General features: G+C 70.5%; 13 protein-coding genes. 5 read left to right on the top strand and 8 right to left on the bottom strand.

Going from position 1 to position 15,426, the window contains the following annotated elements; genetic code table 11:
• Window positions 1–78: 78 nt before the first annotated feature.
• Window positions 79–1,326: an FIST C-terminal domain-containing protein gene (locus tag IPK24_11575; GenBank protein ID MBK8076179.1), complete on the top strand. Its 1,248-nt coding sequence runs from the start codon at window positions 79–81 to the stop codon at window positions 1,324–1,326.
• A complete protein-coding gene (locus tag IPK24_11570; GenBank protein ID MBK8076178.1) occupies window positions 1,323–2,960 on the top strand; it encodes a sensor domain-containing diguanylate cyclase in 1,638 nt (545 codons plus the stop codon). Before IPK24_11575 ends, IPK24_11570 begins: the two co-directional genes overlap by 4 nt.
• Window positions 2,961–2,979: 19 nt before the next feature.
• Here IPK24_11570 and gatB read toward each other — a convergent pair whose 3' ends face one another.
• From gatB to IPK24_11535, 7 genes are all read right to left on the bottom strand, one after another.
• Window positions 2,980–4,515, bottom strand: coding sequence for an Asp-tRNA(Asn)/Glu-tRNA(Gln) amidotransferase subunit GatB (gene gatB, locus IPK24_11565; protein MBK8076177.1), 1,536 nt, complete (start codon window positions 4,513–4,515; stop codon window positions 2,980–2,982).
• A 29-nt stretch (window positions 4,516–4,544) separates the two neighbouring features.
• Entirely contained in the window at window positions 4,545–6,071 is a 1,527-nt protein-coding gene (gene gatA / locus IPK24_11560; protein MBK8076176.1) for an Asp-tRNA(Asn)/Glu-tRNA(Gln) amidotransferase subunit GatA, read from the bottom strand.
• A gap of 2 nt (window positions 6,072–6,073) precedes the next feature.
• The gene (gatC, locus tag IPK24_11555; protein MBK8076175.1) at window positions 6,074–6,370 is read right to left on the bottom strand and encodes an Asp-tRNA(Asn)/Glu-tRNA(Gln) amidotransferase subunit GatC; all 297 of its coding nucleotides are present in this window, start codon (window positions 6,368–6,370) and stop codon (window positions 6,074–6,076) included.
• A gap of 150 nt (window positions 6,371–6,520) precedes the next feature.
• A complete protein-coding gene (locus IPK24_11550; protein MBK8076174.1) occupies window positions 6,521–7,438 on the bottom strand; it encodes a carbohydrate ABC transporter permease in 918 nt (305 codons plus the stop codon).
• On the bottom strand, window positions 7,438–8,313 hold the full coding sequence (locus IPK24_11545) for a sugar ABC transporter permease (GenBank protein ID MBK8076173.1): 876 nt from the start codon (window positions 8,311–8,313) through the stop codon (window positions 7,438–7,440). The genes IPK24_11550 and IPK24_11545 overlap by 1 nt, the downstream gene beginning before the upstream one ends.
• An 18-nt stretch (window positions 8,314–8,331) precedes the next feature.
• Window positions 8,332–9,660 carry an ABC transporter substrate-binding protein gene (locus IPK24_11540; GenBank protein ID MBK8076172.1) on the bottom strand — a complete coding sequence of 443 codons (1,329 nt, stop codon included), beginning with the start codon at window positions 9,658–9,660 and terminating at the stop codon, window positions 8,332–8,334.
• Between the two features lie 113 nt (window positions 9,661–9,773).
• Window positions 9,774–10,757 (bottom strand): SIS domain-containing protein, encoded by a 984-nt coding sequence (locus IPK24_11535; GenBank protein MBK8076171.1) that lies wholly within the window; start codon window positions 10,755–10,757, stop codon window positions 9,774–9,776.
• 120 nt (window positions 10,758–10,877) lie between these two features.
• Here IPK24_11535 and IPK24_11530 point away from each other — a divergent pair, with 120 nt between their 5' ends.
• Complete coding sequence (locus IPK24_11530) at window positions 10,878–11,951, top strand: amidohydrolase family protein (GenBank protein MBK8076170.1); 1,074 nt, start codon at window positions 10,878–10,880, stop codon at window positions 11,949–11,951.
• A gap of 122 nt (window positions 11,952–12,073) precedes the next feature.
• Here the strand turns inward: IPK24_11530 and IPK24_11525 are convergent, their stop codons facing one another.
• A complete protein-coding gene (locus IPK24_11525; protein ID MBK8076169.1) occupies window positions 12,074–13,399 on the bottom strand; it encodes an alpha-glucosidase/alpha-galactosidase in 1,326 nt (441 codons plus the stop codon).
• 63 nt (window positions 13,400–13,462) lie between these two features.
• On the opposite strand from IPK24_11525, the gene IPK24_11520 reads away from it, so the two are divergent.
• Both IPK24_11520 and IPK24_11515 read left to right on the top strand, forming a co-directional pair.
• Window positions 13,463–14,347 carry a DeoR/GlpR transcriptional regulator gene (locus tag IPK24_11520; protein MBK8076168.1) on the top strand — a complete coding sequence of 295 codons (885 nt, stop codon included), beginning with the start codon at window positions 13,463–13,465 and terminating at the stop codon, window positions 14,345–14,347.
• A gap of 1 nt (window position 14,348) precedes the next feature.
• Window positions 14,349–15,302, top strand: coding sequence for a carbohydrate kinase family protein (locus tag IPK24_11515; GenBank protein MBK8076167.1), 954 nt, complete (start codon window positions 14,349–14,351; stop codon window positions 15,300–15,302).
• Window positions 15,303–15,426 lie beyond the last annotated feature (124 nt).

Here is a 15,426-nt window from a genome sequence, read left to right as displayed (position 1 = left end):
GTCCAGATCGGGAGGCTGATTCATGCCAAGACCTTAGGCGTCATCAAGATCGAATGCTGGGAAGCCGAAGCAGACCTCGTGACGACCTCCACCTCGCGTCGATGGTGCACGATCGGCCATTCCAGCCTGTCCGGCGCCGCCGAGGCCACGCGCAGGGCGGCTCACCAGGCACTGTCCGGTCGGACACCATCGGACGACGACCCAGCCCTGGTGATCGTCTTCGCCACGGCCGCGCACGACCTGACCACGGTGGCCGAGGTCCTGCGTGAGCTGCTACCGCCCGCCACCCGGCTGGCCGGCTGCACCACGGCTGGTGAGATCACGGCCGAGGGCAGCCACAACGCCACCGTGGCTCTCATGATGCTCGGTGGCAACGGATTCGCGATCGACCTCGCCTATGCCCAGGGCTTGAGCGCGGACTCCGCCGGCACCGGCCAGGCCGTTGCCGAGCACCTGTTCCCCCTCGCGCCGGAGGCCTCCGAGACGGCAGAGTCGGCGGCGCCCGAGGACGCAGACGCGCGCGCACACGAGATCGTGATCTTGCTCTCCGACGGTCTGTCGGGCGACCAGCAGGCCATGGTCACCGGTGTCTATCGGGTCACCGGCGCCGCGATCCGGCTCGTCGGCGGCTGCGCCGGCGACGACCTGGCCATGCAGTCGACCACTCAGCTGGTCTCGACCCCGCAGGGCGACCTCGTGCTCACCGACAGCGTGGTCGGCGTCCGACTGCGCAGCGACGCGCCGCTCGGGGTCGGGGTACGCCATGGCTGGACGCGCACCGGCGAGGCGCTCGTGGTCACCGGCTCGAGCGGTCCCACCGTGCACACCCTGGACGACGAACCAGCCCTGGACGCCTATCTGCGCGCGATCAACGCCCCGGCAGAGGTCCGCGAGTCACCTGCCGCCTTCACCCGATTCGCGCTGCACCATCCGCTCGGCATCCCCGGACGAGGTCACGACCTGGTGCGGTTCGTGACCGGCGCCGACTTCGAGACCCGATGCCTCAACCTGGTCGCCCCGGTGCCCCAGGGTGGGCTGACCTGGATCATGGAAGGCGGTACCCACGAGGTGCTCGATGCCTCCGGCGAGGCCTGCCGGATTGCCGTCGAGCAGTTGGACGGCCAGCCGGCCAAGGGAGTGATCGCCTTCGACTGCATCGCTCGTCGTGCGGCCCTCGGCGAGGCCGTGACCGACGAGGTCGACGAGATCGTGCGACACACCGATGCAGCTCCGATGATCGGCTTCTACACCTACGGCGAGATCGCCCGAACCCACGGGCTCAACGGGTTCCACAACCAGACCCTCGTCGTCCTGGCGTTCGCATGACCGGCCCGCTCACCCAGACCCGCATCCCCCAGGCGCGCCGTCCGGGGCAGGGGAGTTCACACCTCTCCCCGACGTCCTGGACCACCCAGCACCTGGTGGCCTTCCTCGGCACGGTCTCGGCCTGCCGCGACGAGGCCACAGCCCTGCAGACCGCCGCCGAGGCCGCGGCCGCGGCCACCGACTCGGAGGTCGGCGCCGTCGTGATCGGCGGCCGGGTGCGCAGCTGCATCGGCTTCGGCCGCCGACCAGTCCCGATGGCGCAACTGCTGGCCGCGTGCACCGACCCCACCACGCGGATCGACATCCCGGGTTGCGGCCCGGGCGACGTGGCCTGCGCCGAGATGGGCCGGATCGACGGTGCCCATCTGCTGGTGGCCCGCGGCAGCGGCTCGTTCGGTCCCGGGGAACGGGGCATGATCGCCGCCATGGCCAACGTGCTGGGCTTGACGCTCGACGTGCTGTCGACCCTCGAGGCCGAGCGCACGGCTCGCGAGAGCAGCGAACTGACCACCCGACAGGTGACCGACCTGTTGATCCGAGTACGGGAGCAACGGCAGCTCACCCTCGAGCGGTTCTCACGCATCCAGCGGGCCATCGCCGCCCGCAGCCACCTCACCCAGGTACTCGACGCGATCACGACCACCGCGTGCGAACTGCTGGAGTGCGACGTCGCCCTGCTGCGCGTGCAGGCGGACGTCGACTCTCAGTCCCACGCCCCCGCCTCGCTGGTGTCCGCCTCGGGGCTCGACCCCGCCTCGCGCGATCGCATGACCCCTTCACACGACCCCCTGGGCATCGGACGACATGCCGAGGAGGCCGGTGAACCGCTGGTGGACAACGCTTTCGGGGATCGGCCCGAGGCTGCCCAGCTCGGCGAGCCCAGAGTGTGCGCCGTGGTCGCCGTCCCCGTACGCCAGGGCGCCCTGACGATCGGCCACCTGGTGCTCGGGTCACGTACCCCGGGGCATCGCTTCGCCGAGCTCGACACGGCCCTGGCCGTCACGCTGGCCGAGCACGCCGGCCTGGCCGTGCAGGACGCACGCACCGTGAACAGGCTGCATGCCGCCTTGGCCCAGGCCCGGCATCAGGCCTCCCACGATGCCCTCACCGGCCTGGCGAACCGAGCGGCCTTCCTGACCGCCTTGGACCACAACCTGGCCGTGGCCGCACTGCACGGGTACGACCGCACCCACGAGCATGCCCATGACGCGTCGGCCGGCTACGGCTGCCTGCTCTACGTCGATCTCGACCACTTCAAGTCGACGAACGACACTCATGGGCACCTGGCCGGCGATGACCTGCTGGTGGCCACCGCCGCCCGACTGCGGGAGGCCGCAGGCAGCGAGAGCCTGGTGGCCCGCCTGGGTGGCGACGAGTTCGTCGTCCTGGCCGTGCCGTCGGACCACGACCAGATCGTCGATGTCGCCACCCGGGTGCTGAACGCGATCCGACGCCCGATCCGCCTCGCCGGCACCTCGATCACGCCTTCGGCGAGCATCGGCGTGACCAGGATCCGGCCCGGCGAGAGCACGACAGAGGCGCTCACCCATGCCGATCTGGCCCTCTACGAGGCCAAACGACTCGGGCGAGGACAGTTCGTGCTCTACCGACCCGACCTGGCGGCCCAGGGCTGACCGACCAGACTGACAGACGTCAGCTCGTCAGCCGCTCCACCAGCAACTCCCGCACCCGAGCCGCATCGGCCTGGCCGCGCATCTGCTTCATGACCGCACCCACCAGCGCCCCGACCGCGGCCACCTTGCCGCCGCGCACCTTGTCGGCGACCTCGGCGTTGGCCGCGATGGCCGCCTCGACCGCAGCGATCAGCGCACCCTCGTCCGAGACCATCTCGAGCCCACGGGCGGCGACCACCTCGGCCGGCGAACCCTCGCCGGCCAGGACGCCGTCCAGCACCTGCCGGGCGAGCGCGTCGTTGAGCGTGCCGGCGTCCACCAACCCCTGCAGCTCGCCGACCTGGGCCGGCGTGATCGCCAACTCACTCAGCTCGACGCCCCGGGTGTTGGCCTGGCGGGCCAGCTCACCCATCCACCACTTGCGCGCCGCCACGGCGCTCGCGCCCGCCGCCACCGTGGCCTCGATGGCCTCGGTCGCCCCGGCATTGACCACATCGCGCATCTCGAGGTCGCTGAAGCCCCAGTCGGCCTGCAGCCGGCGCCGGCGCTGCACGGGGGGCTCGGGCAACGTGGCCCGAAGCCGCTCGATCCACGCGGCATCCGGCGCGATCGGCACCAGATCGGGCTCGGGGAAGTAGCGGTAGTCCTCGGCGTCGGACTTCTCCCGCCCCGAGGTGGTCACCCCGGTGTCCTCGTGCCAGTGACGGGTCTCCTGGACGACGCGCTCCCCCGCCGTCAGCCGCGCCGCCTGCCGCGTGATCTCGTAGCGCACCGCCCGCTCGACGCTGCGCAGCGAGTTGACGTTCTTGGTCTCGCTGCGGGTGCCGAACGGCACCGCGTTCTGCTCGGCGCTCCTCGGGTCGTCTCCGACGCGTGGACGCAGCGACAGGTTGGCGTCACACCGCAGCGACCCCTGCTCCATCTTGACGTCGCTGACGCCCAATGCGCGCAACAGGTCCCGCAGCGCCGCCACGTAGGCCCGCGCCACCTCGGGCGCCCGAACCCCCGCCCCCACCAGGGGCTTGGTGACGATCTCGATCAGCGGGATACCGGCCCGGTTGTAGTCGACCAGCGAGTACTCGGCGCCGTGGATCCGCCCGGTCGCGCCGCCGACGTGCGAGGACTTGCCGGTGTCCTCCTCCATGTGAGCGCGCTCGATGTCGACCCGGAACGTCGATCCATCGTCCAGTTCGACGTCCAGATACCCGTTGAACGCGATCGGCTCGTCGTACTGGGACGTCTGGAAGTTCTTCGGCATGTCCGGGTAGAAGTAGTTCTTGCGCGCGAACCGGCACCAGCTCGCGATCGAGCAGTTCAGCGCCAGCCCGATCCGGATCGCGCTCTCGAGCCCCTGGGCGTTGAGCACCGGCAACGCGCCGGGTAACCCGAGACAGACCGGGCACACCTGACTGTTCGGCTCGGCACCGAACCCGGTCGGACAGCCGCAGAACATCTTGGTCGCGGTGTTCAGCTCGACGTGCACCTCGAGGCCCATCACGGGGTCGAAGGCCGCCATCGCCTCGTCGTAGGACAGCACGGCCTCGGCGCCGGACATCGCGTTGGTGGTCGTCACGCTCACCGGGCTCACACACCCTCTCGGTCGAGGGACGGCGCGCGGTCGAGCAGCGACCCGCCCCAGCGGGCGGTCAGGGCGGCCTCCACGGCGGCACCGACCAGGTAGAGCCGGTCATCGCAGGTGGCGGGCGCCAGGATCTGCAACCCCACGGGCAGCCCGTCCTCGGCGGCCAACCCGGCCGGCACCGACATGCCCGGCACCCCGGCCAGGTTCGCCGGGATCGTCGCGACGTCCTGCAGGTACATCGACAGCGGGTCGTCGAGCTTGTCGCCCAACGGGAACGCCGTGGTCGGCGAGGTCGGCGACACCAGCACATCGGCCACCTCGAACGCCGCCGCGAAGTCGCGCTGGATCAGCGTGCGCACCTTCTGGGCGCTGCCGTAGTAGGCGTCGTAGTACCCCGACGACAGGGCATAGGTGCCCAGGATGATCCGGCGCTTGACCTCGTCGCCGAACCCGACCTCACGGGTGGCGGCCATGACCTGCTCGGCGGTCGGGTCGTCGACACCCTGGGGGTAGACCCGCAGGCCGTACCGCATGGCGTCGAACTTGGCCAGGTTGCTGCTCGCCTCGCTCGGCAGGATCAGGTAGTACGCCCCGAGGGCGGCGGTGAAGCTCGGGCAGCTCACCTCGACCACCTTGGCCCCGGCGGCGGTCAGCAGCTCGACCGCCTCGTCGAAGCGCTGCCGCACCCCGGCCTGGTAGCCCTCACCACCCAGTTCGCGGACGACGCCGACGGTGACCCCGCCCAGATCGCCCAGCGCCCCGCGCCGGGCCGCGGCCACGACGTCCGGGTACTCGCCGGTCAGGCTGGTGGAGTCCATCGGGTCGTGCCCGGCCATCACCTCGTGCAGCAGCGCGGCGTCCAGCACGGTGCGGGCGCACGGGCCCGCCTGGTCGAGGCTGGAGGCCAGCGCCACCAGGCCGTAGCGGCTGACCGCACCGTAGGTGGGCTTCACCCCGACGGTGCCGGTGACGGCGGCCGGCTGACGGATCGACCCACCGGTGTCGGTGCCGGTGGCCAGCGGCGCGGTGAACGCGGCCAGCGAGGCCGCCGAGCCGCCGCCCGACCCGCCCGGGATGCGGGAGAGATCCCACGGGTTGTGCGTCGGGCCGTACGCGGAGTGCTCGGTGCTCGACCCCATGGCGAATTCGTCCATGTTGGTCTTGCCCAGGATCGGCATCCGGGCGTCCTTGATCCGCCGGACGACGGTCGCGTCGTACGGCGGTACCCAGCCCTTCAGGATCGCGCTGCCGCAGGTCGTGGGTACCCCCTGGGTGGCCATCACGTCCTTGACCGCGATCGGCACCCCGGCGAGGGCCGGCAGCTGCTCGCCGGCGGCCAGCGCGGCGTCCACCTCACGAGCGGTGGCCAGCGCCGTGTTGCCGGCGATGTGCAGAAAGGCGTGGACGTCGCCGTCCACGTCGGCGATCCGGTTCAGGTGGGCCTTGGTGACCTCGACGGCGCTGTACTGCTTGGTGCGCAGACCCTCGGCGAGCTGTGCAGCGGTGTGGTGGGTGAGCTCGGTGGCCATGGTCAGTCCTCCTCCAGGATCCGCGGCACCCGGAAGCGCTGCTGTTCCGCCTCCGGCGCGCCGGCGAGCGCCTGCTCGGGCGTCAGGCTCGGGCGCACCTCGTCGGGGCGGGTCACGTTGGTCAGCGGCATCGGGTGGCTGGTCGCCGGGACGTCCTCGCCGGCCACCTCGCGCACGGTGGCCACCGCGTCGAGGATGACGTCGAGCTGACCGGCCATGCGGTCGAGCTCGTCGGGGGTGAGGTCGATCCGGGCGAGCATCGCGAGGTGGGAGACCTCCTCGCGGGAGATCGCGGACATGCACCGACTCCTGAATGGTTGGTAACGGGTCGTAACGGGCGGTAACGGGTGGTTCGAGACGACGTGATGCCCGAGTGTCACGGGGGCACGCGCGCCGACTCTGTCCGGAGTCTAGGCCGACCGGGTGACAAGGGTGTTACCCGGCGGCGATCAGCCCTTCAGCCCACTGAACGTCATGGTCGCGATGAAGTGCTTCTGGGCCACCAGGAAGAACGTGATCAACGGCAGCGTCGCCACCACGTTGCCGGCCATCAGCATCTGCCACTCGGTGCGCCGGGTGCCCTGGAAATTGGCCAGCCCGAGCTGCAACGTGAACCAGCGGTCGTCCGAGATCGAGATCAGCGGCCAGATCAGGTCGTTCCACGACCCGAGCAACGTGAAGATCGCCAGTGTCGCGAGCGCAGGCCGGGCCAACGGCAGGATGATCCGCCAGAACACCCCCAGGGCGCTGCAGCCGTCGAGCCGGGCGGCCTCCTCGAGTTCGACCGGTAGCGACAGGAAGAACTGGCGCATCAGGAACACCCCGAACGCCGACGACAGCCACGGCACGATGATCGAGGGCAGCGTGTTCACGATGCCGATCTTGCTGAACATGATGTACGTCGGGATCATCAGCAGCTGGGTCGGGATCATGATCGTGGCGATCACCAGGACGAAGGCGGCGTTACGCCCGGCGAACCGCATCCGCGAGAACCCGTACCCGGCCAACGAGCAGAGCACCATGTGGGCCAGCACCGCGCTGGATGCCACGATCACGGAGTTGGCGATCCAGCGCAGCACGTCGGAATCGGTGAACAGGGCGATGAACCCGTGCAGCGTGGGGTGGTGCGGCAGCAGACTCGGTGGGAACCGGCGGATCTCGGCGTCCGTCTTCAGCGCCGTCAGCACCATCTGCACCAGGGGCGTGGCGAACAACAGCGCCAGCGGCATCAGGAACAGGTGCCACGGGCTGAACGGCAGCCATCCTCGCCGCCGGGGCTGACCGAGAACCGGTGCGCCGGACGAGGCGGCAGCGGTCGATCCGGTCGATCCGGTGGATTCGGCGGATGCGCTCTCGGAGCTGCTCATCAGAAGGCCCGCACCTTCGCGAAGCGCGAGTAGACCACCATCATCAGCGTGATCACCAGGGTCAGCGCGAACAGGCCGTAGGCCACGGCCGAGCCGTAGCCGAAGCGCAGCTGGATGAACGCCTGGTCCCACAGGAAGTAGACGATGGTCTGGGTCGCATCCAGCGGCCCGCCGCGGGTGGTCGTGTAGACGACGTCGAACAGCTGCAGCGCCCCGATCAGTTGCCAGATGCCGGTGAACACCGTCACCGGCGTCAGCTCGGGCCAGACCACGAAGCGGAACACCTGCAGCTTCGACGCGCCGTCGACCACCGCCGCCTCGATCAGGTCCTTCTGAATGTCCTGCAGCGCAGCCAGATACACCACGACGGTGAACCCGAGCCCGGACCACAGCGTCATCGCCGCGATCACCAACATCGCCTGGCGGGGATCCTCGAGGAACTTCTGCACCGGCAGCCCCAGGCTGCGGATCACCGTGTTCGCGAAGCCGAACTGCGGGTCGAAGATGTAGTTCGCCAGGATGCCGATCGCCGTCGAGGACGCCACGAACGGCACGAACACACAGGTGCGGTAGAAGCCGATGAACCGGATCTGCCGGTTCAGCGCGATGGCGATGAACAACCCGGCCAGCACCGAGGCGGGCACGAACAGTGCGGTGTAGAAGGCGGTGTGCAGGACGGCGGCGCGCAGCGACTCGTCGTCCAGCATCGCCTGGTAGTTGCGCCAGCCGATGTTGCGGGGCTTGCTGAACCCGTTCCACCGTTGCTGGGACAGGATCCAGGCCCAGCCCGCCGGGAAGATCGACAGCCCGAGGATGACCAGCGTCGACGGCCCGATGAAGGCCCACCCGGTACCGGCTCTGCGCAGCCCGCTCACCGTCCGATCACAGCCCGCTCAGGAGTCGGCGAGCGCCGTGTCGGCGGCTGCCGCGGCCTTGTCGAGTTCGGCCTTCACCTCGCCCTGCCCCTGCAGCAGCCGCGAGACCGCCGTTCCGAAGGCGTCGGACAACCCGATGTACCCCGGCACGGTCGGGCGCTTGTTGGTGGCGTTGGCCAGGTTCTCGGCGAACACCTCGTATCCCGGGTACTCGGCGACGGCCTTGGCGAAGGCCGGGGTGGTCTTGGCGGCCGAGCGCAGCGGCAGGTTGCCGATCGCCATGCTCCACCGCTCGTCCTGCTCGGCAGCGGTGAGCCAGAGCAGGAACTGGTAGGACCAGTAGGCGCGGTTGGCGTCCTGGTGATCGAACAGCACCCACAGGTCCGGCCCCGAGACGGTCTGGTGGTCACCATTGGTCCCGGGCAACCGGACGACGCCGTACTTGGTCTTACCGGTCACCACGTCGTAGAGATGCCAGGGCCCGCTGATCATCATGCCGATGTTGTTCGAGGCGAACAGTGGGGCGTACTTCTCACCGGTCTGGTCGAGGTAGACCGACTTGTCGACCTGCGCCAGGTCACGCCAGAAGCTCACCGTCTTCACGCCGGCCTCGGAGTTGAACGCCGACTTCTTCTCGTCCGCCGACAGGATCTGGCCGCCGTTCTGCCACAGCTGCGGCCACATGTGCCAGGTGATGTCCTCCCCCGGGTTGACCGCCATGGCGGTGCCGTAGACGTTCTTCGCCGGGTTGGTCAGCTTCTTCGCCGCCGCCCGGAAGTCGTCCCAGCTCCAGTCCGCGGTGGGGTAGGCGACCCCGGCGGCGTCGAAGACGGTCTTGTTGTAGAACAGGCCCAGGTTGTCGACCACCGCCGGGAACCCGATGGTGTGGCCCTCGGGCGAAGCGGTCTTGCGGGCCGACTCGGGGAACTCGTCCCACTTCGCGGCCGGCTGCGCGACGTCCGCGGTGATGTCGAGGGTCTTGCCCGAGCGGCCGAGCTGGCTGGCCCACGACCCGAAGGCGTACGAGATGTCGGGCTGGGTGTCGGCCGCGAACGCGGACAGCATCTTCGGCAGCAACGCGTCGGTGGTCGAGGCCCCCGGCGAGGTCTTGATGGTCACGTTGGGGTGAGCCTTGGTGAAGTCGGCGGCCAGGCCGTCGAGGATCTTCTGCGCCTCGGCCTCCTGCCCGGTCCACCAGGTCAACGTCACCGGTGCCGCGGCGTCGGACGGCGCGAGCGTGGCGGCCGCTGCCCCGGACGACGCAGCGCCCGATCCGGACGCCGCCGACGAACCCGGCTCGGGATCGGCCGAGACGCACGCGGTGAGCAGGAGTGGCAACGCGGCCATCAGAACGAGAACACGGCGCACCCTGCGGCTGCCGGCCGAGATCGTGGTCATCGGGACTCCTTCACGAGGGGCCAGACGCGCGGGCCTGGTACAGCTGGTGTGCAGTGATCGGTTCAGTGACTCCCCGGCCCCGCTGAGCCGACGCCCAGCACCACGGAGCGGGTCAGGTTGCGGGGACGATCCGGGTCGAGCCCGCGGGCCCGAGCCAGGTCCAGGGCCAACCGATGGATCGAGACCAGGTCGACCAGGGGGTCGGCTCCGGTCGAGATCGTGGTGGCGCCGGTGGCCTCGATCTGGTTGATCAGCCCGGGCGGCGGTGTCCCCAGGATCCAGACCAGGCTGTGCGGCGAGGCGATCGCGATCGGGCCGTGACGGTAGTCCAGCGCCGGGTAGGCCTCCGACCACGCCTGCGCTGATTCCCGGATCTTCAGCGCCGCCTCGTCGGCCAGTCCGACGGCCCAGCCCCGCCCGAGGAAGGCGAACTGCTGGTAGCGGCTCGGATCGGCCACCACAACCGGAGCGGCCAGCGCTGCGGCGGCCGCCGCGATCACAGGCTGAGCGTCCTCGCCGAGTGCCGCCCGAACCAGCAGCAGCGTCGTGGTCGGGAACCGGGTCTGCACCACCGAGGTCTCGTCGGCCACGTCGATCACCAGCGTGTCGTCCACCAGCGGTTCGACGGGAGAGCCGTGGACGGCGCACAGCGCCACCCGCCGGGTCGCCGACGGCACGGCGGCCAGGGCCTCGAGCACCTCGGTGGTGGTGCCCGATCGGGTCAGGGCCACGACGCGGTCGTAGTCTCGTGCGCCGGCGCCGGTCAGCACCGGCAGCTCCGAGGCGTAGGCCCAGTGACTCTCGCCCGCCCCGGTTTGTTCACGCAGCACGGCCACTGCCCGAGCGACGAACGCCGACGTGCCACAGCCGAGGAACAACACCCGCTCGCCCGGCGCGACCACCAGGCGCCGGACGTCGTCCCGGTGAGCCGTGAGGGCCTGCTGCCACACCTGCGGTTGGCTGCGGATCTCGGCCTCGGTCAACGCGCCGAGCACGACACCGGGGACAACTCCGGGCGGGCCGGGAGGCTCGGGGATCACAGACATGCAGCGAAGGTCGCGCGAAACCTGCACGCCTGACAAGACAATCGCGCGAAACGCTCAATCCAGCTGCGCAGATGGCCGACAGCCGCACGGCGACCAGCCGGGTCGGCCACGATCGGTGCCATGGCAGCTGACCCCTGGCAGCGGGTGCGTGACCTGCCGCTGCGCTCCTACCGGCCCCGGCCCCGCGTCGTCCTGCCCGAGCACGTGCCGCAGCGGGCCTGCGTGCCGGTGGTGGATGCCCACAACCACCTCGGCCGCTGGCTGAGCCCCGACTGGATGACGCCGGATCTGCCGGCCCTGCTCACCCTGCTGGACGACTGCGGGGTCGAGCACGTGGTCAACCTCGACGGCCTGTGGGGTGAGCAGCTCGAGGCCAACCTGGCCCGCTACGACCGGGCCCACCCGCGGCGGTTCACCACCTTCTGCCACGTCGAATGGCCCCGCCTCGGCCAGGGGGACGCCGGCGAGTCGGTACCGGCGCTGATCGCCCAGCTCGAGGACTCCGCCCGACGCGGCGCCCGCGGCGTGAAGGTCTGGAAGGACCTGGGCCTGCACGTGCGCGACGAGCGGGGCGAACTGGTGCTGCCGGACGACGAGCGCGTCGCCGCGGTGCTGCGCCGCGCGGGCGAACTCGGGCTGGTGGTGCTGATCCACACCGCCGACCCGGTCGCGTTCTTCGACCCGCTGGACGAGACCAACGAACGACTCGACGAACTCGCCGGCATGCCGGAGTGGTGGTTCGGCGACGCGGAGCGTTACCCCCGTTTCGAGACGCTGATGGGCTCGCTCGATCGGCTGCTGGCCCAGATCCCCCGGACCACGGTGATCGGGGCCCACGTCGGCTGCCACGCCGAGAACCTGGCGGCGGTGTCCGCGATGCTGCACCGCCACCCGCACTTCCACGTCGATCTGGGCGGCCGCTTCGCCGAGATCGGCCGCCAGCCGCGGGCTTTCGCCGACCTGGTGGCCGAGCACCCGACCCGGGTGCTGTTCGGCACCGACGCCTTCCCGGCGACCGAGTCGGCCTACCGCACCGCCTACCGGTTCCTCGAGACCACCGACGAGCACTTCGCCTACTCCCCCGAGGACGACATCCCGCCGCAGGGCCGCTGGGCGATCAGTGGTGCCGGCCTGCCCCCAGACCTGCTGCGTGCCATCTACCGAGACAACGCCACCCGCCTCCTCACCCTCTAGCCCCTCGGTGATCATGTAATCCGTGCACATTTGCCCCGTGATCATGCAATTCGTGCACGCTCGTGAATTGCTTCACGAGCGTGCACGGATTGCATGATCACGGCGGGTGGGGGCGCTGGGGGTCAGTGGACCCAGGCGGGCAGCAGGTCACCGTGCGCGACGGCCAGCTCGTCGCACATCGCGGCGATCTGCGGCAACGTGAGGGTGGCCGCGGCGTTCGGGTCGAGCATCACGGCCTGGCGCACCAGGTCGCGGTTCTCGGTCAGCGCCGCACGCACGGTCAGCTCGGCCACGTTGAGGAAGCTGCGGTTCAGCGCGGCGCACTGCGGTGGCAAGGCCCCCATGGCCTGCGGGTGCAGCCCCAGTCGATCGACGGTGGCGGGCACCTCGACCCCCGCGCCGTCCGGCAGGTTGGTGATCAGGCCACGGTTGGCCACGTTGGCGTGCACCGTGACCGGGCGGCCTGTGGTCATCGCGTGGATGATCTGCGGCGCGTACTCGGCGACCTCCTCGTCCTCGCCCAGGTCGAGCAGGGTGCCCGCAGCGAGGTCGGCACGCGCCTGCTCGTACTCGGCGACATTCTGCTCGCTGATCCCGACGTAGTCGCCCACCGGGATCCGCAGCCGCTCGATCTCGCTGTCGTGGTGCAGGAAGTAGGGCACGTACTCACTCGAGTGCTCACTGGTCTCGGTCGGGTAGTACCCGAACCGGGTGAACAGCTCCACCCGCACCCGCCGCTGCAGGTCGGGATCGGCCGCGATCCGTTGCCGCAGTAAGGGATACAGATCCTCGCCGCGATGGCGCCACTGCAACAGCCAGGCCTGGTGGTTGACCCCGGCGGCGCGGTAGTCGACCTCAGCCAACGGCACCCCGACGATCTCGCACAGGTCGTGCACGGTCCAGAACACGCTGTGGCACAACCCGACCGACCGGACGGCGGGCGCCACCTCGGCCAGCCACCAGACGTTCATCGCCATCGGGTTGGTGTAGTTCAACAGCCAGGCGTCCGGGGCCAGCTCGGCGATGTCGCCGGCCAGATCGCGCAGCAGCCCGAACGTCCGCAAGGCCCGGAACACCCCGCCCACGCCCAGAGTGTCGGCAATCGTCTGGCGCAACCCGTAGCGGGCCGGGATGTCGAAGTCCCGCCGGGTGGCCTCGAGGCCGCCGACCTGCACCATGTTGACCACGAAGTCCGAGCCCGCCACGGCGGTACGCCGATCGGGTGAATCGCTGATCCGCACCCGGCCGGACGCCGCGGCGGCCGGGGCCAGCCGGGCGACGACCTGATCGGCGGTGGCCCGGGCCACCGCCAGCCGCTGCGGATCGATGTCGTGCAGCGCGATCTCGAGCACACCGGCGTCCAGCAGATCGGGCATCCGCATCAGGTCGCGCAGTAGTTGGCGGGTGAACACGACGCTGCCGGCACCGACGAAGCAGATCCTGGGCATGCGCGTCATCCTGCGCAGATGATCGGCTCGCGGCAAGAACTGCCCGCCAAGCACGCAGTTCAGATGCGCGATCACGCGACAACTCGCGCAGGCTGCGGGCACCATCGGAGGGTGCACCTGGACTCAGCCGCCCCACGCACCTCCTCGCGCCGCACCGTGCGGCTGAGCGCGATCCTCGACCTGCTGTCCGAGGGTGGCCAGGTGAGCGTGGCGGGCCTGGCCGAGCGACTGGGGGTTTCGCAGGCCACGCTGCGGCGTGATCTGGCGCTGCTCGAGGCCCAGAACCTGCTCGCCCGCACGCACGGCGGCGCCCACCTGGCCGATTCCTCCCCCGAACTCCCGGTACACCTGCGCGAGCTGCCGGTGCGGTTCCGCGACGCCCGGCACCGGCAGGCCAAGCGCCGCATCGCGCTCGCGGCCGCCGCGACGATCGCCCGCCGACCCCAGGCGATCGCGCTCAGCGGGGGGAGCACGACCACCGAGGTCGCCCGCTATCTGGCCGACCGATCCGAACTGACGATCATCACCAATGCGATCAACATCGCCATGGAGCTCACCATGCGGCCCCGGCTGCGGGTGTTCGTCACCGGCGGCGTGATGCGTTCGGAGTCCTACGAACTGGTCGGCGCCTGGAGCGAACGGTTCCTGGAATCGCTCAACATCGGGGTGGCCATCATGGGCGTCGACGGCATCTCGGCGCAGGGCGGGCTGACCACCCACGACGCGATCGAGGCCCGCACCAACCAGCGCATGATCGAGCGGGCACAACGAGTGGTGGTGGTGGCCGATGCCAGCAAACTCGGTCAGGTGAACCTGGCCAAGATCGCCGATCTGCGCGACGTCCACCTGTTGATCACCGACTCGGAGGCCCCGCCCGATCAGGTGCAGGCTCTGCGGGCGGCCGGGCTCGACGTCCAGCTGGTGCAGGTCACGGGAAAGGCGCCCTGAGATGACCCTCGACGTCCTGGTGCTGGGTGACCTCAATCCCGACCTGCTGCTGACCGGCGATGTGGTGCCGCGGTTCGGTCAGGCCGAGCAACTGCTCACCGGCGCCGACCTGCTGATCGGTGGGTCGGGCGCCATCGCCGCGCACGGCTTGGCTCGGCTCGGGGTGTCCGTGGCGCTGATCGCCGAGGTCGGTGAGGACGGCTTCGGCCGCGAGATGCTCGCGCGCATCGCGGCCGCGGGGGTCGAGGTCAGCCGAGTGCGGCGCCGTCCGGATCGGGGCACCGGGCTGTCGGTGGTGCTGTCCGACGGACCTGCCCGCAGCACGATGACCTATCTGGGCACCATCGACGCCGATCCGCCCGACTGGCGGCACCCGGACGACGTGCCCGCGGCGCAGTGGCTGCACGTCAGTTCGGTCTACCTGCAGCGACGCCTGGCACCTGAGCTACCACGGCTGCTCACCCTGGCCCGCAGCGCGGGGCTGCGGGTGTCGATGGACACCAACCTCGATCCGTCGGGCCGCTTCGCCGGCCTGGCCGAGCTGCTGCCGTTGGTCGACCTGGTACTGCCCAACGCGAGTGAAGCGCTGGCGATGGCCGCCGCGCTGGGTGCCCTGACCGACGACCCGGCGCAGGCGGCGCTCGGGCTGGCGGCGCACGGCCCGGTGGCGGTGGTCAAGAACGGGGCGGACGGCGCGCTGTTGGCTCGCCCCGACGGGTCGGTGGTGACCCGGACCGGGCGGGCGATCCACCCGGTCGACACCACCGGCGCCGGGGACACCTTCGACGCCGCCTTCCTGGCCGCGCTGCTGGCCGGTCAGGACGACGCGACCGCCCTGGCCTGGGGGGACGCCGCCGGCCGACTCGCCACGCGCGCACTCGGTGGGACGGCGGCCCAGCCCACCCGCGCCGAGTTGCTCGCCGAACTGGCCGATCACGCCGCTCGCGGCGGCTGACCGGCCGACGCTTGTGCTGCTCGCGGAATCTGATCCCATCAGCGCGGCGCTGGAGGTGACCAGAGAACCCGGCGAGCTCTTTCGCGCGAGAGATCGGCGAACCGCAGTCACGACACCCGATCAG

This window comes from Kineosporiaceae bacterium (assembly GCA_016713225.1).
GTDB lineage: Bacteria > Actinomycetota > Actinomycetes > Actinomycetales > Kineosporiaceae > JADJPO01.
Note: the sequence above shows the minus strand (reverse complement) of the source record. Positions and strands in the feature narration are given on the sequence as shown.